Raw genomic sequence first — 26,712 nt, 5'->3', positions numbered from 1 at the left:
CCCATTCCCGCGCTGGCACTCCCAGGCAGGGGACCGATCCGGCTCAGGGAGGCAACACGCCCGGAGGGGCCGACCGGCGCAGTTTTGCGACCGTTTTCACGGACATGCGCGCCCGCGATAAGGCGGGTGCGGTAAACGATACCGCACGGCCCGTCGTGCCTGCGCTCCCTGACACGAAAGAGGATCCGGCGGCGCAAGATGAAGAGGTGTCGGAGTTGTCGGTTGAAGATCCGAGTACGGATGACCGCAAGGATTCGTCGCTCTTTCCGCCCGCCGTTGCGGAAGCGGTCGGGGGTCCTGACGACCTTCCCGCCGATCTGCCTGCGCCGACTGAACAAGGCGCGGGGCGCGGAGGGCTGCCGAACGACGATCCGACTACCTCGGATCCTCATGCAGGCTTTGCAACAGGTCGTCCCGACACCTCCGTTGCAGAGGGTCCAGACGCACAGGCGTCCGCAGAAGCCGCGCACGTATCGCGGCAAGACAAGGTCGCCTCGTCGCATGCGGCTGGCCCCGACGCGGCTCGCGACCCGGCAACCGTCTTTGGTGGACCGGGCGGACAAGCGGATCCGGCGGGGAATCCGTCCGAGGACGTCGGGCCGACCCACAAAGTGCCCGGCGCGATTGCGGGTGATCGTCCTGCGTCCTCGAGCGCTGACCTGCTTGCAAAGATGCCGTCACCGGCAATGCGGCGACAGGGCGCGGAGGGTGCGGCCTTGGAATTGGGGCAGGCAGCTTCCAGCAGCGTCGACCCTGACATAACCGAGTCCGTCGCGAAGAACGCCAAGGTGTCCCCGTCGGCAACCGCTGCGAATGGGCCGGGCGTTCCGTCGCTGACACCGGGTGAGTCGCCTCAATCGTCCGTGATCACGGCGACCTCGCGCGTCGACCCGGCGGATGGCCCGGCCACCGTTGCCCGGGCCGCTGATGGCGAACCCGCGCCAAGCGCGGCCCGTCCGACATTGGACACGCAGGCGGCCAACGCCTCAAATGATGCAGCGCCGCGGATCGCGCGAGCGGGCAGCCCGGATGTCCCTGCCGGCCAAACGCGCCCGGATCCCTCACATGAAACCGAAGGCAGGCCTGCGGCGATGGTGCGCGACACCGGGCGTGAAAACCGCGATGCGGGGTCAGCAAACCGTCCGTATTCACGCAGCGAGCAACCCGCGCCGTTCCATCCGGCCCCTCAGGGTCGGCCGGACCAGGGTCTGACACGGGCCAAGCCGCCAGCGCGCGCCCCGGCGGGAACAATTGATCACATTGCGCCCGCGTCGATGGTTCGGCCCGAACAGGCCTTGGACAAGGCGGCGCGGCCGACGCCAGGAACAGTCGCGCCCGCAGAAAAGATGGAGGGGGCCCCGTCCGCACCGTCTCCGTCGGCCGTGGCCGCTCCTGCGGCCCCCGTCGCGCCCACCCCCCCGGTTTTTGCAGCCCGCAACCCGGTTCTGCCCGCAGAGGAGCGCATCGGCGACACGCTGGATGAAACGGGCCGAACCGCTAGCACCGCCCACACGAGCCAGGTCGAGACCAGCGCGCCCCTGCGCCAAAGCTCCCTTGCGGCGGCGATGCGCGGTCCTGACCTGCCGCGCCACGTGATCGAACAGCTGACCACGGGGTTCCGCGGTGCGGGCGACAAATCCGCCGAGATTCACCTGAATCCGGCCGAACTCGGGCGCGTGCGGATCAGCCTTCAGACCGGCGATGCCGGGGTCCTTGTCAGCGTGATGGCCGACCGCCCCGAAACGCTCGACCTCCTGCGCCGGCATGCAGACATGCTTGCGCAGGATTTTCGCGATATCGGCTACGGCGCCGCCCAGTTCTCGTTCGGCCAAAGCGGACATCCGCGCTCCGGCCAGGCCCATGGGCCCGAGGGCGGTGCCATCGGGCCGGCGGACGCGGCGCTGACCGAGGATCAGGCACCGGCCACGCAACCGCAGGTCGGGCACGCATCCATAGCGCTCGATCGCGTCGATATTCGGCTTTGACCCTCTGAAAGGACAAAATAATGGACGTTGCTTCAACCACTTCTGCGACCGGCGCGGCTGCGGCACAGGCGTCGCGCTCCGCCTCGACCGTGCTCAGCTCCGACTTCGAGACCTTCATTAAAATGCTCACCGTCCAGATGGAGAACCAGGATCCGTTGAACCCGATGGAGTCGACCGAGTTCGCGACACAGCTGGCGACATTCTCGGGCGTTGAACAACAGGTCAAGAGCAACGACCTGCTGGCGGCGCTCAGTGCCCAGATGAGCCTCATGGGCGTGTCGCAACTGTCCGGCTGGATCGGCATGGAAGGGCGGGCGGTCGCGCCCGTGGTCTTCGAGGGCGCGCCGGTGAGGCTGACGATTGCGGGCGACAGCCTGGCCGACAGGCACGAGCTTGTCGTGCGTGACAGTCTCGGGACCGAGGTCCAGCGCCTCGCGGTGTCCGGTGACCGAGAGGAAATCGCGTGGCTCGGCACGGACGCTTCGGGCACCGTGCTGGCGCCCGGCACCTATGACGTGACGGTCGAATCGTTCTCGGGTGCCGAGGTCGTCGCCTCGACGCCGGTCGAGGTGCACGGACGAATCATCGAGGCGCGCATTGACGCAGGCCAGACCATCCTGGTCATGGAAAACGGCCAGGAGGTCGGTGCCGCGTCGCTGCTGGGTCTCCGTCTGCCGCGACCGGATCAATAAATTGGCGTATTGGTCACAGCGTCGAAATAATCCGCGGATTTGCCCGCCGGCCCGCAGATAAGGTTTCAATTCCGGCCCAGATATGAGATACAGGGCGTGAAATGTGGTGCTTCGGCATCGTGCAACCCTATCACTTGGAGACTGTCATGAAGAAACTTTCGACACTCATCGCTGCCTCTGCTGTCGTCGCAGCCTCGGTTGCGCCGGCCGCCGCTCAGGACGCACCCGCAACGAACGATCCGTTCGTGTCGACCCAGGCCCAGGAAGGCTCGCTGCTGTCGATCGGCGGCGTGACCTACGTTGTCGTCGGCGTTGTCGCTGCCGGCCTGATCGTCGCCCTCGCCGACGACTCGTCGTCCTCCACGACGAGCCTGGTGGCGAACTGATAAAACCGCACGTGCGGTACATTCCGATTTAAAGGCGGGCTTTCGGGCCCGCTTTTCTTTTGCTTTCCCATCTTTCGCTGACCCGGGCGCCACCCGGCACGTCGCTAAAGCGTTTCTCGATAAATCCGAATTACAGCTTATTCGCGAAACGCAGCATGACAGCCAATCGTTGCACGCGTTTCGCCTTTCGCCGATGGCTCAGGGAACAGGCGAAACGCTTCAGGTCTCAGCGCAGATGGCTCAAGGTGAAGTATCCCAACCCCTCGCCCAGCCATGTGCGCGACTTGACGATCCGGCCGTTCTGACTGACCAGGTAGTAATTGCTGAACGTTCCGGTGTCGGACTTGCAATAGACGTCGACCCGCGTTGCCTGCAGCCGCAGCGCGCCCGCGGCATAGTCCTGACGTGGGCCCGGCGTGAAGGCGCAATAGGCCAGGGTTTCCTCGATCTGGTTTTCGCCGTCCAGATGTCTGAGAACCTGGCTTTCGATCCCGTCCTGCCGGCGCGACACCATGGTCAGCAACCCGTTTATACTGGACGACATCAGGTCGGTGCCCAGCCCGCGGGTCGACGTGATGACCCCGCCGCGTGTCGACACGCTGCGGCGTTCGCTGGTGCCCCAGGCGGCCCAGGTGGAATGCGGGCCGTTGGTCTCGATCACGCGCAGCACCGCGACGCTGCCGGTCCCCTCGATCTGCATGAGGGCAAGCGGACCGTCGGTCGATTGCAGGGCGCGGCCTATCTCGCGCTGGACGATGCCGTCGTCGACCTGGGGCTTGGCGCCGGGTTGGGCGCGGCGGGAATCTATCAACGATTTGCCGACGGACAGGATCGATGATTCCTGCCGCGTGTTGGTGCACGCCGTCAGGCCGAGCACCGCGATCAGACCGGCGGCGAGCAGATGCTTAGATATACGCGTCATCTCCAGTATTTCCCCCAGCTCTTTGCGACTTCGGGGCGATGCGATCCGCGAATGGTTTCGTAAAGCCGTCCGTCCACTTCAAGCCGCTGACCGCCGTCCCGGGTCAGGGGGCGGATGACGCCGCTGGCCTTTTGCTTGGTGGGCTGCCCCAGCAGCCACGAAAGCGGAACGGTAAAGCGGATGCCCTTGTCGAACGACCCTTCGCCGAATTGCGACGACGACACGTCGGTGAACGTGGCGAACGCGCCGATCTTCCAGCCGTTGGCGAACTCGCGGTCAAGGGTGATCGTGCTCCCCCAGTCGCCGGCCAGGTAGCGACCGGCGTCCAACTGGCCGTGAAAGCCGTTGCCGAAATCGTAATAGGCCGAGACATGGCCGTTGAACTCGGGGATCGTGCCGCCCGGCGTGACCCGCGACCGAAGTCCGAACTGCTGATCGAAATCGCGCGGATGGGTGTAGTTCAGCTCCGCCCCGAGCGCCAACCGGCTGTTCACCGGCTTCCACAGGACCTCGCCCGAAACGCCGGCATACATGCGCTCCAGATAGCCGGCGGTGACACGGCTGTAGAAATCGGGCGCAAGCCGGCCGTACTTGGCGACTGTCAGGTGCTCCAGGAACGGTTCGTCCGTCTGGTTGTAAAGCGCGGTATCGGACCGAACCCGCGGCAGCTGGGAATTATTGGGTTGCGCCGCCTCGTCCAGGTTGCCGATCACCTTCTGACCGACAGACCCCGACAGCACCCACCCGGACCCCAGGTGATACTTGCCTTTCGCCCGCACGCCAAGATCCAGGCGCAGCGGATCGTTCGGATCGAACAGAGAGGTTCGAAGATACGGACCGATCGACCATTCGAAGCGCGGATAGACCTCGGGGAACGGGTCGGGATAGTCGCCGAAGCGCAGCGTATCGCTGAACTGCGCGGCGGCGAGCGCCTCGCGCGCCGGCCTGTGTTCCAGCCGTTCCAGGTCGGTGCGGCTGAAGCTCATCGTGCTCGCCGGGATGCCGTTCTCGATCAGCGTCACATGCAGCATTTCGACAGAAGCCGGCAATTCGCGGCTCATGACGCGCAATGTCCGGCCCAGCGCCTGCGACGTGGCATCGTATTTCTCGTTGCGGATGCGGACATGTGCGCTGCGAGCGTTCAGCGTCACGCCCTCGAGGTCCAGTTCGGATTGCTGAAGGCTGTTTTCCAACGATGCGGTGATCGCCTTCTCGCGGCCCGGCTGGGTGGTCCAGCCAAGGTCTTCGGCGCTGCGCGGCCCACGGACGGCGACCGGCAGGGGCGCCAGCTCGGTGCCACCTTTGACCGACGGAGTCTTGGGGTTGAGGCTGAAGGTCAGCGCGGCGCCGAATTCTTCGCCATGCAGGGCAAACGCCCGCAAGGCCATGCCATCGTTGATCTGATAGGACAGCGCAAAGTTCCAGGGGGTCGACCGTTTCAGAACCCCTGCCGCTTGCGCGGTGTCGTAATTGTCCGAGGAATACTCCGCGCTCAGCAACAGTTTGTCCGTCGCCTGATAGCTGACACCGCCGAAGAACGCGTAGTCGCCCTGGAACCAGTCGTCGACGTTGAACTGGCCGCCCGTGCCGGCCTGGGCAAAGCTGAAGGGTGCCCGCGACCCGATGCTGCCGTCACTGGCATAGCTGCCAAGCCGCCCGAACCCGAGGCCGCCGGTCACGCGCAGGCGGTCCCCGATCGACTTGGTGGCGACGACATACTCGCTGGAAAGCAGCCCTGTGCCGACGAAATCGCGCAGGCCGACAGAGACCGCGGGTGTCCAGTCGGTCTCGTCGAACACGCGAAACCGCAGGTCGAAGCTGCGGTCGTAATAGGTCGAAAAGGTCGGCGAGATGCCTTCCGTCCCCGCGTAGCGAAAACTGCCTGTCAGGCGGTCGGTGATCTGAAAGCTCAGGGTCGCGCGGTAAAACCCGTCGAAATACGTGACGTTGGTCGACAATTGCCCGTCCGGCGCTGATTCGGCGGTCGGCATGTCGATCAGGCCGCCGGGCACGCCGTAATTGTTGGTCGTCAGCGTTTTCAGGTTGTCGGCCAGCGCGAGGCCGGGGAGGCCAAGCAATCCGAGCGTGATCAGAACGCGTGTCGATGTACGGATCACTGCGCGTATCCTTCCTTTGACGTCCCCTGCAGGATAGCGAGGCAACCTTGATTCCGACACCCTTGGCGGTGGTTTGCAACTTGATACACGGGCGGAGTCACATCAAAACCACGTCTCAGAAAAGGGTCGTCGCCAGCAGCGTCGCCATCGTGCCGAACGCGACGCCGAGCCCCAGCCATAACACGGATTTCCAGCGCAGGCCCTGCCTTGGTTCCGGCGCAGGCCTGGATTGGCGGATCAACGCGCTTTCCACGATCTGCGGCAGGCGAGGGCCATAGCGCGACACGACCATCAGCGTGCGGCGCAAATCGCGCACGGCGGCGCCGGGCCCGATGTTCTTGCGGATGTAATCCTCGACCACGGGCTTGGCGACCTGCCAGATGTTGGTCTGGGGGTTCAGGCTGCGGGCGACGCCCTCGACCACCACCATCGTGCGTTGCAGCAGGATCAGCTCGGTCCGGGTTTCCATCCCGAATCTCTCGGTCACTTCAAAGAGATAGCTTAGCAGCCCCCCCATCGAGATTTTCGAGGCGTCCATGCCGAAGATCGGCTCGCCCACGGCGCGGAGCGCCCGCGCGAATTCATCGACGTCGCGGTCGGCGGGCACGTATCCGGCTTCGAAATGCACTTCGGCGACGCGGCGGTAGTCGCGCTTGATGAACCCGTAGAGGATCTCGGCATAGACCCGGCGGGTGTACTCGTCGATATGCCCCATGATGCCGAAATCATAGGCGATGATATCTCCGTTCGGCGCGACCTTCAGGTTGCCCTGGTGCATGTCGGCGTGAAAGAACCCGTCGCGCAGCGCATGCTTCAGGAAAAGCTGCAGCACCCGTTCGCCCAGTTCCGCGCGGTCGTGACCGGCGGCATCGATGGCGGCGTTGTCGCCCATCGGCGCGCCGTCGGCCCATTCCATGACCATGACGCGCCGCCCCGACATATCCCAGTTGACGGCCGGCAGGCTGAAACCTTCGTCCTCGGCTGTGTTGGCGGTGAACTCGCTGGCCGAGGCCGCTTCGAGCCGAAGGTCGAGTTCTCCGTTAACCACACCCTCGAAATGGGCGATCACGTCGCGGGGTTTCAGGCGGCGGGCGGACGGGGACAGCACCTCGATCATGCGCGCCGCGAAATAGAACGCGTCGATATCCCTGCGAAAGGCCCGCTCGATTCCCGGCCGCAGCACCTTGACCGCGACGTCCTGGCCGGTATCGCGCAGCCGCGCCTTGTGCACCTGCGCGATCGAGGCGGCGGCAATCGGTGCGCTGAACTCGGAGAAGATCGCGTCGACAGGCTGCCCGAGCGAACTGGCCACGCTGGCCTTGGCGACGCTGGCATCGAAGGGCGGCAGCTTGTCCTGCAACACCCGCAGTTCCTGCGCCAGGGCATCGCCGACGATATCGGGCCGGGTCGAAAAGACCTGCCCGAACTTGATATAGGCCGGGCCCAGCGCCGTCAGCGCGCGCAGGGCGGGCGGCATGCTGGTATCGCCCTTGTAGCCCAGCCATTGAAACGGCCAGGCCAGGAACCGCATGGTCCCGCGCACCAAGGGCGGCGCGTCCATCGCGTCCATGATCAGGCCCATGGCGCCGGTGCGCTCCAGCGTGGCGCCCGTGCGGATCAGGCGCAGGATATTGTGCGGCCCGCGCATGGCTCAGATCTTCCAGCCGGAATGCAGGCAGGCGATTCCCATGCTGAGATTGCGATACTTGGCCTGCTCGAACCCGGCGTCGCGCACCATGCCCAGAAACGTCTCCTGGTCCGGGAACTTGCGGATCGATTCCACCAGGTACTGATAGCTGTCGCGGTCCCCGGCGATGGCCCGGCCCATCTGCGGAATGATGTTGAAGGAATAAAGGTCATAGACCTTCTGCATCAGGTCATTGGGGATCTGGCTGAACTCCAGCACCATCAGCCGCCCGCCGGGTTTCAGCACGCGAAAGGCCTCGTTCAGGGCCTCCTGCGGGCGGGTCACGTTCCGGATACCGAAGCTGATCGTGTAGACGTCGAAACTGTTGTCGGCAAAGGGCAGCGCCATCGCGTCGCCCACCACCCAGTCGAGGCTCGCCGCCATCTGCTCCGCCTCGGCCCGCTTGCGCCCCTCGACCAGCATCGGCTCGGTCAGGTCCAGCACGGTGGCGTGCCCCGACCCGGCGCGTTTGAGGAAGCGAAAGGCGATGTCTCCGGTGCCGCCCGCCACGTCCAGCAGGCGCTGGCCCGCGCGCGGCGCCAGCCAGTCCATCATCGCATCCTTCCAGAGGCGGTGGATGCCAAAGGACATCGCGTCGTTCATCACGTCGTATTTCGACGCGACCGACCCGAACACGCCGCGCACGCGGCCCGCCTTTTCCTCCTCGGGGATGTCCTCGTATCCGAAATGCGTTGTTTTCCCGGTCATTTATCCCCGCGGCCTTGCCGTTTGATCCTCGAGTCCTTCTTATAGGTCGCCGGGGGCGGGTTACAATGCGCCCGTTTGGTCGCAGAGGGGGCGGAATGCCGGAATTGCCAGAGGTCGAGACAGTGCGCCGCGGGCTGGAACCCGCGATGACCGGCGCGATGATCGCCAGCGCGCGCGTCAACCGCCCCGACCTGCGCTGGCCTTTCCCGCCGGGCATGGCCGACCGGCTGACCGGGCGGCAGGTCCTGGGCCTGCGGCGGCGGTCGAAATACATCCTTGCCGACCTGTCCTCGGGCGAGACGCTGCTGATCCACCTCGGCATGTCCGGCCGGATCCTGATCTCGGGCGATCCGCTGGGGCAGTTCGTGCACGACCATCCCGCGGCGGAAAAGCACGACCACGTGGTGCTCGACATGGCCAACGGCGCCCGCATCACCTTCAACGACCCGCGCCGCTTCGGCGCGATGGACCTGATGGCGACCGGCACCGCCGAGGCGCATCCGCTGCTGGCCAAGCTGGGCCCCGAACCCCTGGGCAACCAGTTCGATGAACCCTACCTGGTCGCCGCGCTGGCGGGAAAGGACACGCCGGTCAAGTCCGCCCTCCTGGATCAGCGAATCGTCGCGGGGCTGGGCAATATCTACGTCTGCGAGGCGCTTTTCCGGGCCGGTATCTCGCCCCTGCGCCGCGCCGGTCGCGTCTCGGCCCGGCGGGTCGCGGCGCTGGTGCCGATCATCCGCGCCGTGCTGAACGACGCGATTCTCGCTGGCGGCTCGTCGTTGCGCGACTTTCGCCAAGCCGATGGAGAGCTTGGATATTTTCAGCACAGCTTCGACGTCTACGACCGCGAGGGCGCGCCGTGCCGTCGCCCCGGATGCACCGGAATTGTGCGCCGCGTCGTGCAATCGGGCCGTTCGAGCTTCTATTGTGCGACCTGTCAAAGATAACCTTGATCCGACCGACTCAAATGGTAATGACTCAGACCTGACAGAAACAAGCGAAAGCAAATTTCATGGCCTATGAGACGATCATCGTCGAAGTAGAAGACCACGTCGCCAAGATTACCCTCAACCGCCCCGATGCCCTCAACGCCCTCAACGACCAGCTGCTGGGCGAGCTTGTCGATGCGTTGCAGGATGCCGAAGGCAACGACAAGGTGCGCTGCATCGTCATCACCGGCTCGGAAAAGGCTTTCGCGGCCGGGGCGGACATCAAGATGATGTCGGAAAAGTCCTTCGTGGACGTCTTCGCCGGCAATCTTTTCGGCCCCGAGGCGGACGCCATCGTGCGCATCCGCAAACCGATCATCGCCGCCGTGTCGGGCTATGCGCTGGGCGGCGGGTGCGAATTGGCCATGATGTGCGACTTCATCATCGCCGCGGACAACGCCAAGTTCGGCCAGCCCGAAATCAACCTCGGCGTCATGGCCGGGATGGGCGGCAGCCAGCGCCTGACGCGGTTCATCGGCAAATCCAAATCCATGGACATGAACCTGACGGGCCGGTTCATGGATGCCGAAGAGGCCGACCGCTCGGGCCTCGTCAGCCGCGTGGTTCCGGCCAAGAAGCTGATGGAAGAAACGATGGCGGCGGCAGGCAAGATCGCCGAGAAATCCATGATCACCGTCATGGCGGTCAAGGAAGCGGTCAACCGCTCCTACGAGGTGCCGCTGGCCGAGGGCCTGCTGTTCGAGCGCCGCGTCTTCCATTCGCTCTTCGCGACCGAGGATCAGAAGGAAGGCATGGCCGCCTTCGCCGAGAAACGCGAAGCCCAGTTCCGCGACAAGTAAGGCGCAGGGGCCGGTAGGCCCCCGCCCGTTTCAGATCACGAAATGTAGCGTATCGAACCGTCTGCGCATCTCCTGCGTTCGCGGTGCCACGGCTTCGGGCTCTCCGGTCAGGCCGGCATGGATCAGCTCGGCAAGCGCCGGCGCGTCCTGCGTCGTGACGCCCCAGCGAACAAGCTCGGGCGTGCCGATGCGCAGACCGTTCATGTCGCCCGGCACCTCCGCGATGGGCAGGCCGATTCCGCAGGCCAGGAACCCGGCCTTGCGCAAGGTCTTCGACGCCGCTTGTCCGCCGCCGAACTGCGCCGCCTCGACCGCGAACTGGTGCGAATTCGTGTAACCGTTCGGCGTCTTGAAAACCGGAAGGCCTTTGGCGGCCAACGCCTCTGCCAGCGCCTGAGACAGCTCGATCATCGCCTGCGCATAGGCCGTTCCGTGCTCGCGCCAGTCCAGCATCGACACCGCCAGGGCCGCCGACTTGGCCGCATCGAAATTCGCGGTCATCCCGGGAAAGGCGATGGCGTCCAGCCGTTCCGCCATCTCGGGCTCGTTGGTGACGATCACGCCGCCCGCCGGGCCGCCAAGGCTCTTGTAGGTGCTCATCGTCATCAGATGCGCGCCTTCCGCCAGGGGGTTCTTCCACGCGCGCCCGGCAATGATCCCGCATTGGTGGGCGGCATCGAACATGACCTTCGCGCCCACGCTGTCGGCAATGGCGCGCACCTCGGCCACGGGATGCTCGAACAGGTTCAGCGACCCGCCCACGGTGATCAGCTTTGGTGTCTCTTTCCGGGCGATTTCCCCGAGCGCGTCCAGGTCGATCGTGTACCCATCCGCGTTGACCGGCGCCGGTACGGTGCGCAGACCGAACAGGCCGGCACATCCATCGGCATGGTGCGTGACATGCCCGCCGATCGCGGCCGGGGGCGCGATGATCGTATCGCCCGGCTTGCAGGTCGCCATGAACGCGTAAAGATTCGCCAGCGCCCCGGACGGCACGCGGATCTCGGCGAATTTCGCCTGGAAGACATCGGCGACCAATTCGGCGGCGATGACCTCTATCTCCTCGATGGCCTCAAGGCCCATCTCGTACTTGTCGCCGGGATACCCCAGCGACGGCCGCGACCCGATCCCCGAGGACAGCAGCGCCTCGGCGCGCGGATTCATCACGTTCGTGGCGGGGTTCAGGTTGAAACAGTCGCGCTCGTGGATCTTGCGGTTTTCCTCGGCCAGGGCCTCGATCCTTGTGGCAATCGCGGCACTGGTTTCCGAGCCCGTTCGGGTCGCAATGGTCTGAACCAGGGTCTCGCTTCGTGCGGGCACCCAGTTCCGGTGGGCAAGGGTCATCTTGGTTTCTCCGGTTGCGTCGGTCGGATCATGCCGGGCGCGCGAGGCGGGCGAAAGCGGTTTTCATCAATTCCCGCTTTGCTTTCGCGAGGTTTGCCGCTATACGCCTGCGCCATACATGCGCGTGCGGCCCGCTCTGGCCAGAATCATTCCGGCCCTCGGCCTGCCGGAACGGGTTGTCGTCGTGCACACTTGAAACGAAATGACAGACCCGAAAAGGTTCACACCATGGCCAACACTCTTCAATCCAAAAAACGTGCGCGTCAGAACGCGCGCCGTCTCAGCGTCAACAAGGCGCGCCGCTCGCGGATTCGCACATTCCTGCGCAAGGTCGAGGAAGCAATCGCGTCCGGCGACAAGGAAGCTGCACAAAACGCACTGCGTACCGCGCAGCCCGAACTGATGCGCGGCGTTTCCAAGGGAGTGTTTCATAAAAACACCGCTTCGCGGAAAATGTCGCGGCTTGCTTCGCGGATCAAATCGATCGGCTGAGCGACGACACTAAGCTATTGAAGGAAAAGGTGCCGAATCGTCCGGCACCTTTTTTTTATGGTTGAGAACGACTCGGGACCATTGATCTTTTTTCGCGGAAAGCTCGTGTCAAGCGCTAAGAACAGTTGCTGTTGCGCTGACTCAATTGCTAATTTCACCAGGCGATTCACGCTTGGGGGGACAGGAACCCGCACCGGATGACGCGACCGACTGCTCTGGTCGCGCCGGTGCAAACGACAGATGTCGGGGTACCGTATTGTCCAACGCAATTCGCGCGATCATTGCGGCGCCCGCCCTTGGCTTGTGGGGACGAGTAGGGACACGCCCTTGATTGCGCCCGGACAAATGCCATCAAGGCTTGTCGGCGGCACACCGTGCCGCCGGGCCGGCGATGCTTTGTCTGCTGCCGACCGAACTGCGATCGCAACTATTGAGGGGCGCGCCAGTCGAGGGCGTGTCGAGGCGAAACGAGTTGACCGCGGAACGGGGCAAACATGACGCAAGAACAATGGGGCCAGATCAAACAGGACCTGCTCAAGACGATAGGCAAGAACAACTTCACCAACTGGATCGAGCCGCTGGAACTGACCGCGATCAGCGATGACGTGGTCACCTTCAAGGTTCCCACGACCTTCCAGGGCAATTACGTCTCGCGCAACTTCGGCGAACTGATCCTGTTCAAGGTCAACGGCTTCGCGCCCTCCATCCGCCGCATTGATTTCCAGGTCGCCGCGAACTCGACGCAAAAGCCGGTCGCGACACCGAAAGCCGCGCCCGCGACAGCCGCCGAGCCGGCTCGCACCGCGACCCGCCTGACCGACGACGTGCTGTCTTCCGCCCCGCTGGACGAGCGGTTCACCTTCGACCGCTTCGTGGTCGGCAAGCCCAACGAACTGGCCCATGCCGCCGCCAAGCGCGTCGCCGAAGGCGGGCCCGTCACCTTCAACCCGCTTTTCCTTTACGGCGGCGTGGGGCTGGGCAAGACGCACCTGATGCACGCCATCGCCTGGGAACTGCAATCGTCTCAGCCGGAACTGAACGTCCTGTACCTGTCGGCCGAACAGTTCATGTACCGTTTCGTGCAGGCCCTGCGCGACCGCCGCATGATGGACTTCAAGGAGCTGTTCCGCTCGGTCGACGTGCTGATGGTCGATGACGTTCAGTTCATTGCCGGCAAGGACAGCACGCAGGAGGAATTCTTCCACACCTTCAACGCGCTGGTGGACCAGAACAAGCAGATCGTCATCTCCGCCGACCGCGCGCCGGGCGAAATCGCCAATCTCGAAGAGCGGATCAAGTCGCGCCTGCAATGCGGCCTCGTCGTCGACCTGCACCCCACCGATTACGAACTGCGGCTTGGGATCCTGCAATCCAAGGCGGACCGCTTCGCCGAGCAGTATCCCAGCCTCGAAATGGCCGAGGGCGTGCTGGAATTCCTGGCGCACCGCATTTCCACCAACGTCCGCGTCCTCGAAGGCGCGCTGACCCGGCTTTACGCCTTCGCCTCGCTTGTCGGACACGAGATCACGATGGAACTGGCGCAGGACTGCCTGGCCGATATCCTGCGCGCGTCCGAACGCAAGGTCTCGATCGAGGAAATCCAGCGCAAGGTGTCGGAGCATTACAATGTCCGTCTCAGCGACATGATCGGGCCCAAGCGGGTGCGCACCTTCGCGCGCCCGCGCCAGATCGCGATGTACCTGTGCAAACAGCTGACGTCGCGCTCCCTGCCCGAGATCGGGCGGCGCTTCGGCGGCCGCGATCACACCACGGTCATGCACGGGGTGCGTCGCATCGAGGAGTTGCGGGCGCAGGACAGCGACATCGCCGACAACCTCGAGATTCTGCGCCGCGCGCTTGAGGGTTAAGGGCGCAATAAAAGGCTTGAGCATAAGGCGAAACTTGCTAACGTGCCGGTCCCGGTGCCCGGCAGAGGCACGCACGCAGGGAGCGAGGGCATGAAACTCAGCATCGAACGCGGAACGCTGCTCAAGGCGGTTTCGCAGGCCCAGTCCGTGGTCGAACGGCGCAACACGATCCCGATCCTGGCCAACGTGCTGATCGAGGCCGAGGGCGACGCTGTCCATTTCCGCGCGACCGACCTCGATATTGAGGTGGTCGACAAGGCCCCGGCCCAGGTCGAGCGCGCCGGCGCCACGACCGTCTCTGCCGTGACGCTGCACGAAATCGTGCGCAAGCTGCCCGACGGGGCGCTCGTGACGCTGACCGACGATGGCGCCTCGGGGCGCCTGACGGTCGAGGCGGGGCGCTCGAACTTCTCGCTGGCGACCCTGCCCAAGGAAGATTTCCCGGTCATGGCCTCGTCGGAATATTCCTGCAATTTCTCGGCCAAGGCGCCGGTGCTGCGCCGGCTGTTCGACAAGTCGAAATTCGCGATCTCGACGGAAGAGACGCGGTACTACCTCAACGGCGTCTACATGCACGTCTCGGATGGCGAGGGCGGCAAGGTGCTGCGCTGCGTGGCGACCGACGGCCACCGCCTGGCCCGGATCGACGCCGACCTGCCCGAGGGCGCAGAGGAGATGCCGGGCGTGATCGTCCCGCGCAAGACCGTGGGCGAGCTGCGCAAGCTCTTGGACGATGACGACATGGCCATCGCCGTGTCCGTCAGCGAAACCAAGGTGCGGTTCGCCACGCCCAACATCACCCTGACATCCAAGGTGATTGACGGGACCTTTCCCGACTACACCCGCGTCATCCCGCAGGGCAACACCCGCAAGATGGAGGTCGACGCCAACGAGTTTGCCCAGGCCGTCGACCGTGTCGCCACCGTCAGTTCCGAACGCTCGCGCGCCGTGAAGCTGGCGCTGGACGAGGACCGGCTGATCCTGTCGGTCAACGCCCCCGACAGCGGCGCCGCCGAGGAAGAGCTGGCCGTGGCCTATGGCGACGAACGGCTGGAAATCGGCTTCAACGCCAAGTACCTGCTGGAAATCGCCAGCCAGGTCGACCGCGAGAATGCCGTGTTCATGTTCAATTCGTCCGGCGATCCCACGCTGATGCGCGAAGGCAATGACACTTCCGCGGTCTATGTCGTGATGCCGATGCGCGTTTGACGCGGGCCGGAATTTTTCAAAAATTCCGGGTCGGAAAATTTGAATTTTCCGTGTCGTTTTCTTTCAAGAAAACGTGGTGCTCTGAATGACCGGATTGTACCTGTCATCGCTCAGCCTCTCGCATTTCCGCTCGCACAAGGGCGTGCGGATCGAGGCGGATGCGCGGCCCCTGGCGCTCTACGGGCCGAACGGGGCGGGCAAGACCAACATCCTGGAAGCCGTCTCGCTGTTCTCACCCGGGCGCGGCCTGCGTCGCGCGGCGGCACAGGACATGGCGCGGCGGCCCGATGCGATCGGATGGAAGCTGACAGGGGTTCTGCGGTCGATGCACCAGGTGCACGAGATCGAGACCTGGTCAGAGGACGGCGGCGCGCGGCAGCTCAGGATCGACGGCAAGACCGCCTCGCAGGTCGCGCTGGGCCGTGTCGCGCGTGTGCTGTGGCTGATCCCGTCCATGGACCGGCTGTGGATCGAGGGGGCCGAGGGACGGCGGCGTTTTCTCGACCGCATGACGCTCAGCTTCGTGCCCGCCCATGCCGAGGCGACGCTGGCCTATGAAAAGGCCATGCGCGAGCGCAACCGGCTGCTGAAGGACCAGGTGCGCGATGGTCACTGGTACGTCGCGCTGGAGCGGCAGATGGCCGAGGCAGGCACCGCGATCCACGCCAACCGCGTCGCGGCGCTGGAACAGCTCGCCGAGGCGCAGGCGCAGGCCGAGACGGCCTTTCCCGTCGCCGAGCTGGAGCTGACCATGACCGAAGGCGAAATGCCCGGCACGGAGTCCGATTTCCGCGATGCCCTGTCCGAAAGCCGCTTTCGTGACATCGCGGCCGGGCGTACGCTCGTGGGCCCGCACCGCGCCGATCTTTACGGCGTATATGCCGCCAAGGGTGTGCCCGCGGCCGAGTGCTCGACCGGCGAACAGAAGGCGCTGCTGGTGTCGCTGATCCTCGCCAACGCGCGCGCGCTGGCGCAGGATTTCGGCGCGCCGCCGATCCTGCTTCTGGACGAGGTCGCGGCACATCTGGACGCCGCCCGCCGCGCGGCGCTCTACGACGAGATCTGCGCCTTGGGTGCCCAGGCCTGGATGACGGGAACGGGGCCGGAGCTGTTTTCGGAATTGGGCGACCGGGCGCAGGTTTTCGAGGTGACCGAAACGGATGCGATCTCGTGCGTTAACCAGCGCTGAAACGGCGAGAATGACACCGACGCGATGCCACTCGGATACCGACGCAATACCGATATTAAGGTACTGATCGTTAACCACAAAATATTGTGTCTATCGCGTGACATTCCCCCCCGGAAATCGTATAAAATACGAAAATGAACGAAGGATAATCTGCATGGCAGAACCCGCCGCGTCCCCCGAAGAATATGGCGCCGATTCCATCAAGGTTCTCAAAGGGTTAGAAGCTGTTCGCAAGCGCCCTGGCATGTATATCGGCGACACCGATGACGGCTCTGGCCTGCACCACATGGTGTACGAGGTCGTCGATAACGGCATCGACGAGGCATTGGCCGGCCACGCAGACCATGTAAGTGTATGTATCCACAAGGATAGTTCCATTTCGGTCAGCGATAATGGACGCGGTATCCCGGTCGAGATGCACGAGGAAGAGGGCGTGTCCGCCGCCGAGGTCATCATGACCCAGCTGCACGCGGGCGGGAAGTTCGATAGCAATTCCTACAAGGTTTCCGGGGGGTTGCACGGTGTCGGCGTGTCGGTGGTCAACGCTCTGTCCGATTGGCTGGAACTGCGCGTCTGGCGCGCGGGGAAGGAACATGTCGCCCGTTTCGAGCGCGGCGAGACCGCCAAGCACCTGGAAGTCGTCGGCGACGCGGCCGGCAGGCGCGGTACCGAAGTGCGGTTCCTGGCATCGCTCGATACGTTCTCCAATCTCGAATACAGCTTTGAAACACTGGAGAAACGGCTGCGCGAACTGGCCTTTCTGAACTCCGGCGTGCGCATCATCCTGCGCGACGAACGGCCTGCAGAGCCGCTGGAAACAGAACTGCATTACGACGGTGGCGTACAGGAATTCGTACGCTACCTCGACCGCAGTAAGTCGCCGCTGATGACCGACCCCATCTTCGTGACCGGCGAGCGGGATGACATCGGCGTCGAGGTCGCGATGTGGTGGAACGACAGCTATCACGAGACGGTCCTGCCCTTCACCAACAACATTCCCCAGCGGGACGGGGGCACACACCTTGCCGGCTTCCGCGGGGCGTTGACCCGTGTCCTGCAGAAATATGCCGCCGAAAGCGGTATCGCCAAGAAAGAGAAGATCACCTTCACCGGGGATGACGCCCGTGAAGGGCTGACATGCGTGCTGTCGGTCAAGGTCCCGGATCCGAAGTTCTCCAGCCAGACCAAGGACAAGCTGGTGAGTTCCGAGGTGCGCCCGGCGGTGGAAGGCTTGGTTAACGAAAAGCTGTCGGAATGGTTCGAGGAGAATCCGAACGACGCAAAGATGATCGTCGGCAAGATCATGGAAGCCGCCATGGCCCGCGAGGCGGCGCGCAAGGCGCGCGAGCTGACGCGGCGCAAGACGGCGCTCGACGTGAACTACCTTGCCGGCAAGCTGAAGGATTGTTCCGAGAAGGACCCGTCGAAGACAGAGCTGTTTCTTGTCGAGGGTGACAGCGCCGGGGGCTCGGCGCAAACCGGGCGGGACAGATCCACGCAGGCGGTTCTGCCCCTGCGCGGCAAGATCCTGAACGTGGAGCGGGCCCGCTTCGACAGGATGCTGTCGAGCCAGGAAATCGGGAACCTCGTGATGGCGCTGGGCACCGGGATCGGGCGGGACGAGTTCAACATCTCGAAACTGCGCTACCACAAGATCGTCATCATGACGGACGCCGACGTGGACGGTGCGCATATCCGGACGTTGCTGTTGACGTTCTTCTATCGTCAGATGCCCGAACTTATCGAAGGCGGATACCTCTACATCGCGCAGCCGCCGCTGTTCAAAGTCAGCCGGGGCAAGTCAGAGGTGTACCTGAAGGACACGCCGGCACTGGAAGATTACCTGATCGCCCAAGGCACGGAAGACGCCGTGCTGCGCCTCGGATCCGGAGAGGACATCACCGGGCAGGACCTTGTTCGGGTTGTCGAGGAAGCGCGGCAGGCAAACCGGATTCTCGATGCGTTTCCAACACATTACCCGCGCCACATTCTGGAACAGGCGGCGATTGCCGAGGCGTTCGAGACGGGCCGCGCGGATGCGGACATCCAATCGGTTGCCGATGCCGTCGCCGAGCGGCTGGACCTTATTGCGCTGGAATACGAGCGGGGCTGGCAGGGGCGGCAGACGCAGGATCACGGCATCCGCCTTGCCCGTGTGCTGCGCGGCGTCGAGGAGGTTCGTACGCTGGACGGCCCCATCCTGCGCGGCGGAGAGGCCAAGCGGCTGGGCCAGCTGACCAAGGGCCTGCGCGAGATTTACAACGAGCCGGCAACCCTGCATCGCAAGGAGAGATCCCAGGCCATTTACGGTCCGCTGGACCTGCTGGATGCGATCCTCAAGGAAGGCGAAAAGGGACTGGCCCTGCAGCGCTACAAGGGATTGGGCGAAATGAACCCTGACCAGCTTTGGGAGACCACACTGGATCCCGAAGCCCGCACGCTCCTGCAGGTCAAAGTGGATGACGTAGCCGAGGCCGACGACCTGTTCACGAAGCTCATGGGAGATGTGGTGGAGCCGCGGCGTGAGTTCATTCAGCAGAACGCGCTGAGCGTGGAGAATCTCGACTTCTGAGAATTTGTAGGCGCGCGCATATTTTTTCGCGTGACAAGAACGGCAAGCGCTGGGAAGGCTACGGTTGGACCACAGGCTGGGCGCGCTGCCATTCTATCACGCCTGGAACCCCTGCCCCACATCCGGACGCGTCATCGACGCAACATGGGCTGTCGGCAAGGGAGCGCTCTATCTTGGCGTCGAACTAACATCAAAACAACTGATGCGGATCATCGATCTCACCGGCTGCTTCGTGTCAAAATAGCGCCGAAAGAGGCGGAAGCAGCAATGAAGGCTTCCCACCCGTTGATCGGATCAACGCAATCGGCCCAAAGCTGACGTTACCGGGTTTTTGTTTGCCGCGAAGCAGCTACATGAGAGCCGGGATTGATGCCCGCCGCGCTTCGACGACACCTGCAGTTGCCCAAAATTTGGACGCAGAAGCCTGATCGATCCTTCAAAGCGAACTGGCTCGCCGGAAAAGAAATCTGTTCTCTTGAGTGCTGCGTAGCCCGGTTGCAGTAAAGACTTATGCAGGCCCGTCTCACAATTGCGGTAGTGGAAGAAGATCGCGACCGGGCGACCGGGATCGTCGATGCGCTCGAGCAGACCGGCGATTGCGATGTCCACGTGATCGGAAACTACACGAGCCTTGCACGCAAGATCGCCGAGCATTCACCGGATATTGTCCTGATCGACATCGACAACCCGACCCGCGACATGATGGAAGAACTGACTTTGGCTTCCGGTCCGCTGGACCGGCCCGTGGCGATGTTCGTCTCGGGAGCGGCCGGCGGCTTGGCACGGGAGGCGATCGAGGCTGGCGTGTCGGCCTATGTCGTCGACGGGTTGGCGCCAGAACGTATCAAGCCCGTGATCGACACCGCAATTGCCCGTTTCAGCATCGTGCGCCAGATGCGCAATGAGCTGGCGGAAACCCGACGGGCGCTGGAAGAGCGCAAGGTGATCGATCGCGCCAAGGGCCTGTTGATGAAGGCCAAGGGGATCGACGAGGACGCAGCCTATGCATTGCTGCGCAAAACCGCGATGGATCAGGGGCGAAAGGTGGCCGACGTCGCCGAGGCGCTTGTCACCGCTGCGGGTTTGCTGGGATGAGGCGCGTCACCATCCCAGTCGCCTACATGCCGCTGGTCGACGCGGCGCCGCTGATCGTCGCCCATGAGCTTGGCTTTGCAGAGGACGAGGCGATCGGGCTGGACCTCGTGCCCGCGCCGTCATGGTCGTCATTGCGCGACATGCTGGGGTTTGGCCGGGTCGACGCGGCGCACATGCTGTCTGCGGTCCCTGTGGCCATGAGCATGGGACTGGGCGGTATGGGGGCCGCGCTTTCGGCGGTTTGCGTCCTGTCTGTCAACGGCAACGTGATCGGCGTGGGGCGTCCTCTCGAGGCCAGGCTGCGCGCCACCGGCTTCGCCTTCGACTTCACGGATGCGCGCGCCGCAGCCTCGGCGATGAAAGCGGTACATGCCGACAAGTTGGTCTTCGGCGTTCCCTTTCCCTTTTCCATGCATGTGGAACTGTTGCGTTACTGGGCTGAACGGACGGAGTTGGGCCTCGACAGTATCGAGATCCGCACCGTACCGCCGCCGCTTATGGCCGAGGCGTTGGAAGCGGGAGACATTGATGCGTTCTGCGTAGGGGAGCCCTGGGGCTCTGTTGCGGTGGACCGCGGCGTCGGGGCGCTTCTTCTGCCGGGGCAGGCGATCTGGCAGGGTGCGCCGGAAAAGGTGCTGGCCACGCGGACCGACTGGGCCGAAACCGAACCGGACCTGCTTGGCCGGCTGATCCGTGCAGTCTGGCAAGCCAGTCGTTGGCTTTCCAAGCCCGGCAGCCACATCACCGCAGCCCAGATCCTGTCGCGCGAAACCTATCTCGACTTGCCGCCGGAACTGATAGACAGGGCGCTGTCCGGCCGCATGATCCTTTCCGGGCATGGCGAACAGCGGCACTGCGATGGCTTCCTGCGCTTTCACGGGGCCGCCGCCAGTTTTCCATGGCGCAGCCAGGCGAAATGGATCGCCCACAGGCTGGGCTTGACCCACGAAACGCGGACCGGCCTTGCCGCGGCGGCCTCTGTCTTTCGGTCCGATCTGTACCGTCGTCACATGACGCAGACAGACGCCGACATGCCGGGAGCCTCGGAAAAGGTTGAGGGGGCGATTCTGCATCCGACCGCTGTCGGCTCGTCGCGAGGAAGGCTGAATCTGCTGCCAGATCGTTTTTTCGATGGCGCGATTTTCGACCCGGACGCGATAGAGTGACTATTTTTTGACCTGTCGCGTTGAAGGGCAGAGAAAAACCATGCCTCGAGCCGGAAAATTCTGGCATTTCGATGCTGCGGCGCCGCATTAAGGTGGCATCGGACCGCAACGGCGTGGTCCGGACGAAATTTTCCCGATGACAGGGTTATGAGCAAGGTCGCTCGCTTTCCGCCGACACGTGTCGGGGGTCAGTGATCGGCCTTTTTGCGTTTTCGCCCGGCTTTCTTTCTTCAGTCCGGGCGCACCGAGAGGATGAAGAATGAAAAACCTTCTCTGCGGCCTCGCCGCCACGACCGCACTTGCCAGCCCGGCCATGGCCGAGATGCTGGAGCTGGAAAAAGACGAACTGACCTTCGGCTTTATCAAGCTGACCGATATGGCCCCGCTCGCCGTGGCATACGAGCAGGGGTATTTCCTCGACGAGGGTCTCTTCGTCACGCTGGAAGCGCAGGCGAACTGGAAGGTTCTGCTCGACGGCGTGATCGACGGGCAGCTCGACGGGGCACATATGCTGGCCGGCCAGCCGCTGGCCGCGACCATCGGCTTTGGCACCGAGGCACACATTATTACGCCCTTCTCGATGGACCTGAACGGCAACGCAATCACGGTCTCGAACGAGGTCTGGGACCAGATGCTGCCGCATATTCCGAAAATGGACGACGGCCGCCCGCAGCACCCGATCTCGGCCGAGGCGCTGGCGCCGGTGGTCGAGGATTACAAGGCGCAGGGCAAGCCATTCAACATGGGCATGGTCTTTCCGGTCTCGACCCACAATTACGAACTGCGCTACTGGCTGGCCGCCGGTGGGCTGCATCCGGGCTATTACAGCCAGGAGAATATTTCGGGCCAGATCGGCGCGGATGTCCTGTTGTCCGTCACGCCACCGCCGCAGATGCCCGCGACGATGGAGGCCGGTACGATCCATGGCTACTGCGTGGGCGAACCCTGGAATCAGCAGGCGGTGTTCAAGGGGATCGGCGTGCCGGTGATCACCGATTACCAGCTGTGGAAGAACAATCCCGAGAAGGTGTTCGGCATCACCGCCGAGTTCGCCGAGGAAAACCCCAACACGACGCTGGCGGTGACCAAGGCGCTGATCCGTGCCGCGATCTGGCTGGACGAGAATGACAACGCCAACCGCGAGAAAGCGGTCGAGATCCTCAGCCGCCCGGAGTACGTGGGCGCGGATGCCGAGGTGATCGCCAACTCGATGACCGGGTTTTTCGAGTTCGAGAAGGGCGACAAGCGCGACATTCCGGATTTCAACGTCTTCTTCCGCTATAACGCGACCTATCCGTTCTATTCGGATGCCATCTGGTACCTGACCCAGATGCGCCGCTGGGGCCAGATCGCCGAGCCCAAACCCGACAGCTGGTACGACGAGGTCGCCCGCTCGGTCTACAAGCCCGAAATCTACCTCGAAGCCGCCCGGATGCTGGTCGACGAAGGCCTAGCCGATGAGGCGGACTTTCCGTGGGACAGCGACGGCTACAAGGCCCCGACCCCGGCCGAGGACATCATCGACGGCATCGCCTACGACGGCAAGTCTCCCAACGCCTATCTCGACAGTCTGCCCATCGGCCTGAAAGGCGAGCAAATCGTGGTTGGCACCGAAGTCGAAGGCTGACGACAGGCCGGGCCGCTCGTCCAACGCGCCGGGAGGCCCCGCAAGACATGTCCGGCCCATTAGCCACTCTCGCAGCAAGGACCCCCTTCATGACCACCGTCGATCCGAATTTCACCGAGAGCGCAGACCGCGAAGCGCGCCGGGCGCGGCTCTTCACCCGCATCAACACCGCGGACAAATGGTTTCAGGTCCTTGGCTTGAGCTGGGCCACGCCGATCCTCAGGGCCGCGGCAGGCGACAACCCCAGGGCGCAGGCCAAGGAAATCTGGCGGCTTCTTGCCGTGCCGCTGCTGGCCATCGCTGCGTTCCTGTTCCTTTGGGCCGCGCTTGCGCCGAAAGTCGAAACCTCGCTCGGCGCCGTGCCCGGCCCGGCTCAGGTTTGGGACGAGACGGTCAACCTGCATGAGGATGCGGTCGCCAAGGCAGAGAAGCGGGCCGAGTTCCAGGCCAAGGTCGATCAGCTCAACGAGCGTCTGATCGCCAGCGGGCGGGACCCCAAGGAACGCGCCTATACCGGCGCACCGAGCTACTACCAGCAGATCTGGACCTCGATCCAGACGGTCTTCTTCGGCTTTCTGCTGGCCACGCTGGTGGCCGTGCCGCTGGGCATCCTTGCGGGGCTGTCACCGACCACCAACGCGGGTCTCAACCCTCTGATACAGATTTTCAAGCCGGTCTCGCCACTGGCGTGGCTGCCGATCGTCACCATGATCGTTTCGGCGCTGGCCGCGACCGACGAGGGTCTCTTTCCCAAGAGTTTCATCATTTCCGCCGTTACCGTGACGCTGTGCTCGCTCTGGCCCACGCTGATCAACACGGCGCTTGGCGTGGCCTCGATCGACAAGGATCTGGTGAACGTCTCGAAAGTCCTGAAGATGAACACCTGGACCAAGATCACCAAGCTGGTCCTGCCCTCGGCCCTGCCGCTGATCTTCACCGGCCTGCGGCTGTCGCTGGGCGTGGGCTGGATGGTTTTGATCGCCGCCGAGATGCTGGCCCAGAACCCCGGCCTGGGCAAATTTGTCTGGGACGAGTTCCAGAACGGGTCTTCGTCGAGCCTCGCCCGGATCATGGTCGCTGTTCTGACCATCGGCATCATCGGCTTCCTTTTGGATCGTGTGATGTACGCGCTTCAGTCCCTTTTCACCTTCACGAACAATCGGTGACCCGCGCTCAAGCAGCGAAGCGGTAGCGCAAAAGGAAAATGTCATGAGCATTCTCAAACTCGATCACGTCAGCCAAAGTTTCGGCACCGGCCTGCACGCGTCCCATGTGCTGAAGAACATCAACCTGGAGGTGCAGGAGGGCGAATTCCTCGTGCTGCTGGGCTTCTCCGGCACGGGAAAGACGACGCTGATCAACCTCATGGCCGGGCTGGAAAGCCCGACCAAGGGCACCGTCACCTTCAAGGGCGCGCCCGTCACCGGCCCGGGGCCGGAACGCGGTGTGATCTTCCAGAGCTATTCGCTCATGCCGTGGCTGACGGTGAACGGCAATGTCGGGCTGGCGGTGGATTCGGTCTTTCCGGGCCTGTCGCGCGCCGAGCGTGCCCAAAAGGTCGCCCATTATGTCAGCATGGTCGGCCTGTCCCATGCCGCCGCGCGCCGTCCGGCGGAACTGTCAGGCGGGATGCGCCAGCGGGTCAACGTGGCCCGCGCGCTGGCGATGAACCCCGAGATGCTGCTTCTGGACGAGCCGCTTTCGGCGCTCGACGCGCTGATACGCGCCAATCTTGCCGACGAGATCGAGCGGATCTGGCAGGCGGATCAAAAGACCTGCGTGCTGATCACTAACGACGTGGACGAGGCGATCATCCTCGCGGACCGGATCATCGCGCTGAACCCCGAAGGCACGCTGGGCGAAGAGTTCACGGTGACCATCCCGCGTCCGCGCGACCGGATGGAGATGAACACGGACGACACGTTCAAGCGCCTGCGGGCCGAGGTGACCAAGTACCTGATGGATGTGGGCATCGAGGCCAAGATCGAAGGCACACGCAATCTGCCTGACGTGACGCCGATCCACGGTCCTCCCTCTGCCGTGAAGGACGCCCAGAAAGGTCTGATCGACGAACGCTTCCTCGACTTCAGCCAGCTTCACAAGGTCTATCCCACGCCCAAGGGGCCGCTGACCGTGGTCGAGGATTTCGACCTGAAGATCGATCGGGGCGAGTTCATCTCTCTGATCGGGCATTCGGGCTGTGGCAAGTCGACGGTTCTGACCATGGCGGCGGGTCTCAACGCCATCTCCAAAGGTGCGATCAAGCTTGACGGCCGTCACGTCGAGGGGGCCGATCCCGAGCGCGCGGTGGTCTTTCAGTCGCCGAACCTCTTCCCGTGGCTCTCGGCACGGGAGAACTGCGCCATCGGGGTGGACAAGGTTTATCCCCGCGCCAGCCAGTCGGAACGTCAGGACGTGGTGGAATACTACCTCGAACGCGTCGGGCTGGCCGATGCGATGGACAAGCCCGCCTGCGAGATGTCGAACGGGATGCAGCAGCGGGTCGGCATCGCCCGCGCCTTTGCGCTCTCGCCCAAGCTGCTGCTGCTCGATGAACCCTTCGGGATGCTCGACAGCCTGACGCGCTGGGAATTGCAGGAAGTGCTGATGGAGGTGTGGTCGCGCACCAAGGTCACGGCGATCTGCGTCACCCATGACGTGGACGAGGCGATCCTGCTGGCCGACCGTGTGGTGATGATGACCAACGGCCCGCAGGCCACCATCGGCCGCATCACCAAGGTGGATCTGCCGCGCCCGCGCACCCGCAAGGCGCTGCTCGCGCACCCGGATTACTACCGCTACCGCCAGCAGGTGCTCGATTTTCTCGAAGAATACGAGCACGGCGCGAAACCCAAAACCGGCGCATCGCGCAAGGCTGCGGCATGACCGCGCCCGTCACAGAGACACCCGCCATGGATTCTGTCGCGCAAGCTGCCACCGATACTTTCATCCAGGTCTGCGAGGTCTGGGTGCCCGAGGGCGACCGGCTTGTGCTGGCAGGCGGAGACTATAACGGCCTTTCCGCTTTCGAGGAGGCGTCTCGCAAGACCAGTTTCGCCAAGGGCGAGGGCCTGCCCGGCAAGGCGTGGAACGAGGCGCGGCCGGTCGTGCTCAAGGGGTTCGACGGGTCGTATTTCCGGCGTATCGAGGCCGCAAAGGAGGCCGGCCTGACCAGCGCTGTCGCCGTGCCGGTCTTTGCCGGGGCCACGCTGAAGGCCGTGCTGGTCGTTCTCTGCGGTGACGACGAGGCCCGTATCGGCGCCATCGAGGTCTGGACCGAAGACCGCAGCGGGATGCTGATGCTCGATGACGGGTATTTCGGAGCCGCCGAAGAGTTCGAGTTCGTCTCGCAACACACGCATTTTCCCAAGGGGCAGGGCCTGCCGGGGGCGGTCTGGACGGCACAAGCGCCGATCCTGATGCGCGACCTTGGCTCCGGTTACAAGTTCATCCGTGCCACTGCGGCAGGAAAGGCCGGGCTGACCACGGGGCTTGGTCTTCCGGTGGCGACCCCGGCAAAGCATCCTTGCGTGCTGACGCTTCTTTCCGCGCGCGGCACGCCGATCGCCCGCCGTTTCGAGATCTGGAATGTCCGCGCCGCGCGGGACGCACGCGCCTTCCTGGCTGACGGTATCTGCGAGCGCGAGGGGCCGCTCTGGCGTGATGACGGCGACGGCACGCGCACCGAGGCGCCAACCGCCACCGCATGGAAAGGCGTGGTGGGCCAGGTGCTCGGCTCCGGCCTGCCGGTCGTGGCGCAAGGCGGCTCCGGTCTTCCGGCAGATTACACCAGTTTCGTCGGCCTGCCGGTCTTTCGCGGCGAGACGCTCACCCACATCGTCGCCTGGTACAATTGAGAGGAAC

General features: G+C 64.0%; 21 protein-coding genes. 16 read left to right on the top strand and 5 right to left on the bottom strand.

Annotated elements, in window-relative coordinates; genetic code table 11:
- The first annotated feature begins 1,382 nt into the window (after positions 1–1,382).
- The 3 genes from KUV49_RS03890 to KUV49_RS03880 all read left to right on the top strand — a co-directional run bounded on the left by KUV49_RS03890 (position 1,383) and on the right by KUV49_RS03880 (position 3,063).
- A complete protein-coding gene (locus KUV49_RS03890; RefSeq protein ID WP_222451699.1) occupies positions 1,383–1,985 on the top strand; it encodes a flagellar hook-length control protein FliK in 603 nt (200 codons plus the stop codon).
- A gap of 20 nt (positions 1,986–2,005) precedes the next feature.
- Positions 2,006–2,677 carry a flagellar hook capping FlgD N-terminal domain-containing protein gene (locus tag KUV49_RS03885; protein ID WP_222451698.1) on the top strand — a complete coding sequence of 224 codons (672 nt, stop codon included), beginning with the start codon at positions 2,006–2,008 and terminating at the stop codon, positions 2,675–2,677.
- A gap of 146 nt (positions 2,678–2,823) precedes the next feature.
- Positions 2,824–3,063 carry a hypothetical protein gene (locus tag KUV49_RS03880; RefSeq protein WP_222451697.1) on the top strand — a complete coding sequence of 80 codons (240 nt, stop codon included), beginning with the start codon at positions 2,824–2,826 and terminating at the stop codon, positions 3,061–3,063.
- Between the two features lie 226 nt (positions 3,064–3,289).
- On the opposite strand, the gene KUV49_RS03875 is transcribed toward KUV49_RS03880, so the two are convergent.
- The 4 genes from KUV49_RS03875 to ubiE form a co-directional block, all read right to left on the bottom strand.
- On the bottom strand, positions 3,290–3,985 hold the full coding sequence (locus KUV49_RS03875) for a YjbF family lipoprotein (protein ID WP_222451696.1): 696 nt from the start codon (positions 3,983–3,985) through the stop codon (positions 3,290–3,292).
- Positions 3,982–6,102: a YjbH domain-containing protein gene (locus tag KUV49_RS03870; RefSeq protein WP_315899542.1), complete on the bottom strand. Its 2,121-nt coding sequence runs from the start codon at positions 6,100–6,102 to the stop codon at positions 3,982–3,984. Before KUV49_RS03870 ends, KUV49_RS03875 begins: the two co-directional genes overlap by 4 nt.
- A 115-nt stretch (positions 6,103–6,217) precedes the next feature.
- The gene (gene ubiB, locus KUV49_RS03865) at positions 6,218–7,750 is read right to left on the bottom strand and encodes a 2-polyprenylphenol 6-hydroxylase (RefSeq protein WP_152494340.1); all 1,533 of its coding nucleotides are present in this window, start codon (positions 7,748–7,750) and stop codon (positions 6,218–6,220) included.
- 3 nt (positions 7,751–7,753) lie between these two features.
- Positions 7,754–8,497, bottom strand: coding sequence for a bifunctional demethylmenaquinone methyltransferase/2-methoxy-6-polyprenyl-1,4-benzoquinol methylase UbiE (ubiE, locus tag KUV49_RS03860; protein WP_152496935.1), 744 nt, complete (start codon positions 8,495–8,497; stop codon positions 7,754–7,756).
- Positions 8,498–8,592: 95 nt separating this feature from the next.
- On the opposite strand from ubiE, the gene mutM reads away from it, so the two are divergent.
- A complete protein-coding gene (gene mutM / locus KUV49_RS03855; protein WP_222451695.1) occupies positions 8,593–9,444 on the top strand; it encodes a bifunctional DNA-formamidopyrimidine glycosylase/DNA-(apurinic or apyrimidinic site) lyase in 852 nt (283 codons plus the stop codon).
- A 65-nt stretch (positions 9,445–9,509) separates the two neighbouring features.
- Positions 9,510–10,286 (top strand): enoyl-CoA hydratase, encoded by a 777-nt coding sequence (locus tag KUV49_RS03850; RefSeq protein ID WP_152494343.1) that lies wholly within the window; start codon positions 9,510–9,512, stop codon positions 10,284–10,286.
- A 30-nt stretch (positions 10,287–10,316) separates the two neighbouring features.
- Here KUV49_RS03850 and glyA read toward each other — a convergent pair whose 3' ends face one another.
- Positions 10,317–11,630 carry a serine hydroxymethyltransferase gene (glyA, locus tag KUV49_RS03845; protein WP_222451694.1) on the bottom strand — a complete coding sequence of 438 codons (1,314 nt, stop codon included), beginning with the start codon at positions 11,628–11,630 and terminating at the stop codon, positions 10,317–10,319.
- Positions 11,631–11,858: 228 nt separating this feature from the next.
- Here glyA and rpsT point away from each other — a divergent pair, with 228 nt between their 5' ends.
- The 11 genes from rpsT to KUV49_RS03790 all read left to right on the top strand — a co-directional run bounded on the left by rpsT (position 11,859) and on the right by KUV49_RS03790 (position 26,705).
- Entirely contained in the window at positions 11,859–12,122 is a 264-nt protein-coding gene (gene rpsT, locus KUV49_RS03840; protein WP_152494345.1) for a 30S ribosomal protein S20, read from the top strand.
- Positions 12,123–12,616: 494 nt separating this feature from the next.
- Positions 12,617–13,990 carry a chromosomal replication initiator protein DnaA gene (gene dnaA, locus KUV49_RS03835; RefSeq protein WP_222451693.1) on the top strand — a complete coding sequence of 458 codons (1,374 nt, stop codon included), beginning with the start codon at positions 12,617–12,619 and terminating at the stop codon, positions 13,988–13,990.
- Between the two features lie 90 nt (positions 13,991–14,080).
- A complete protein-coding gene (gene dnaN, locus KUV49_RS03830) occupies positions 14,081–15,199 on the top strand; it encodes a DNA polymerase III subunit beta (protein WP_222451692.1) in 1,119 nt (372 codons plus the stop codon).
- A gap of 85 nt (positions 15,200–15,284) precedes the next feature.
- On the top strand, positions 15,285–16,388 hold the full coding sequence (recF, locus tag KUV49_RS03825; protein WP_222451691.1) for a DNA replication/repair protein RecF: 1,104 nt from the start codon (positions 15,285–15,287) through the stop codon (positions 16,386–16,388).
- A 154-nt stretch (positions 16,389–16,542) separates the two neighbouring features.
- A complete protein-coding gene (gene gyrB / locus KUV49_RS03820; protein WP_222451690.1) occupies positions 16,543–18,960 on the top strand; it encodes a DNA topoisomerase (ATP-hydrolyzing) subunit B in 2,418 nt (805 codons plus the stop codon).
- Between the two features lie 510 nt (positions 18,961–19,470).
- Positions 19,471–20,055: an ANTAR domain-containing response regulator gene (locus tag KUV49_RS03815; RefSeq protein ID WP_222451689.1), complete on the top strand. Its 585-nt coding sequence runs from the start codon at positions 19,471–19,473 to the stop codon at positions 20,053–20,055.
- Positions 20,052–21,221, top strand: coding sequence for a CmpA/NrtA family ABC transporter substrate-binding protein (locus KUV49_RS03810; protein ID WP_222451688.1), 1,170 nt, complete (start codon positions 20,052–20,054; stop codon positions 21,219–21,221). Before KUV49_RS03815 ends, KUV49_RS03810 begins: the two co-directional genes overlap by 4 nt.
- A gap of 259 nt (positions 21,222–21,480) precedes the next feature.
- Complete coding sequence (locus KUV49_RS03805; protein ID WP_222451687.1) at positions 21,481–22,848, top strand: CmpA/NrtA family ABC transporter substrate-binding protein; 1,368 nt, start codon at positions 21,481–21,483, stop codon at positions 22,846–22,848.
- An 89-nt stretch (positions 22,849–22,937) separates the two neighbouring features.
- On the top strand, positions 22,938–24,014 hold the full coding sequence (locus KUV49_RS03800) for an ABC transporter permease (protein WP_222451686.1): 1,077 nt from the start codon (positions 22,938–22,940) through the stop codon (positions 24,012–24,014).
- Positions 24,015–24,057: 43 nt separating this feature from the next.
- A complete protein-coding gene (locus tag KUV49_RS03795) occupies positions 24,058–25,734 on the top strand; it encodes an ABC transporter ATP-binding protein (RefSeq protein WP_222451685.1) in 1,677 nt (558 codons plus the stop codon).
- A complete protein-coding gene (locus KUV49_RS03790; RefSeq protein WP_261391427.1) occupies positions 25,731–26,705 on the top strand; it encodes a GAF domain-containing protein in 975 nt (324 codons plus the stop codon). Before KUV49_RS03795 ends, KUV49_RS03790 begins: the two co-directional genes overlap by 4 nt.
- Positions 26,706–26,712 lie beyond the last annotated feature (7 nt).

Origin of the sequence: Roseovarius atlanticus, from assembly GCF_019802205.1 — a bacterium.
Lineage (GTDB): Bacteria > Pseudomonadota > Alphaproteobacteria > Rhodobacterales > Rhodobacteraceae > Roseovarius > Roseovarius atlanticus_A.
The sequence above is the reverse complement of the archived record's forward strand: the minus strand, read 5'-3'. Positions and strand labels throughout refer to the sequence as shown.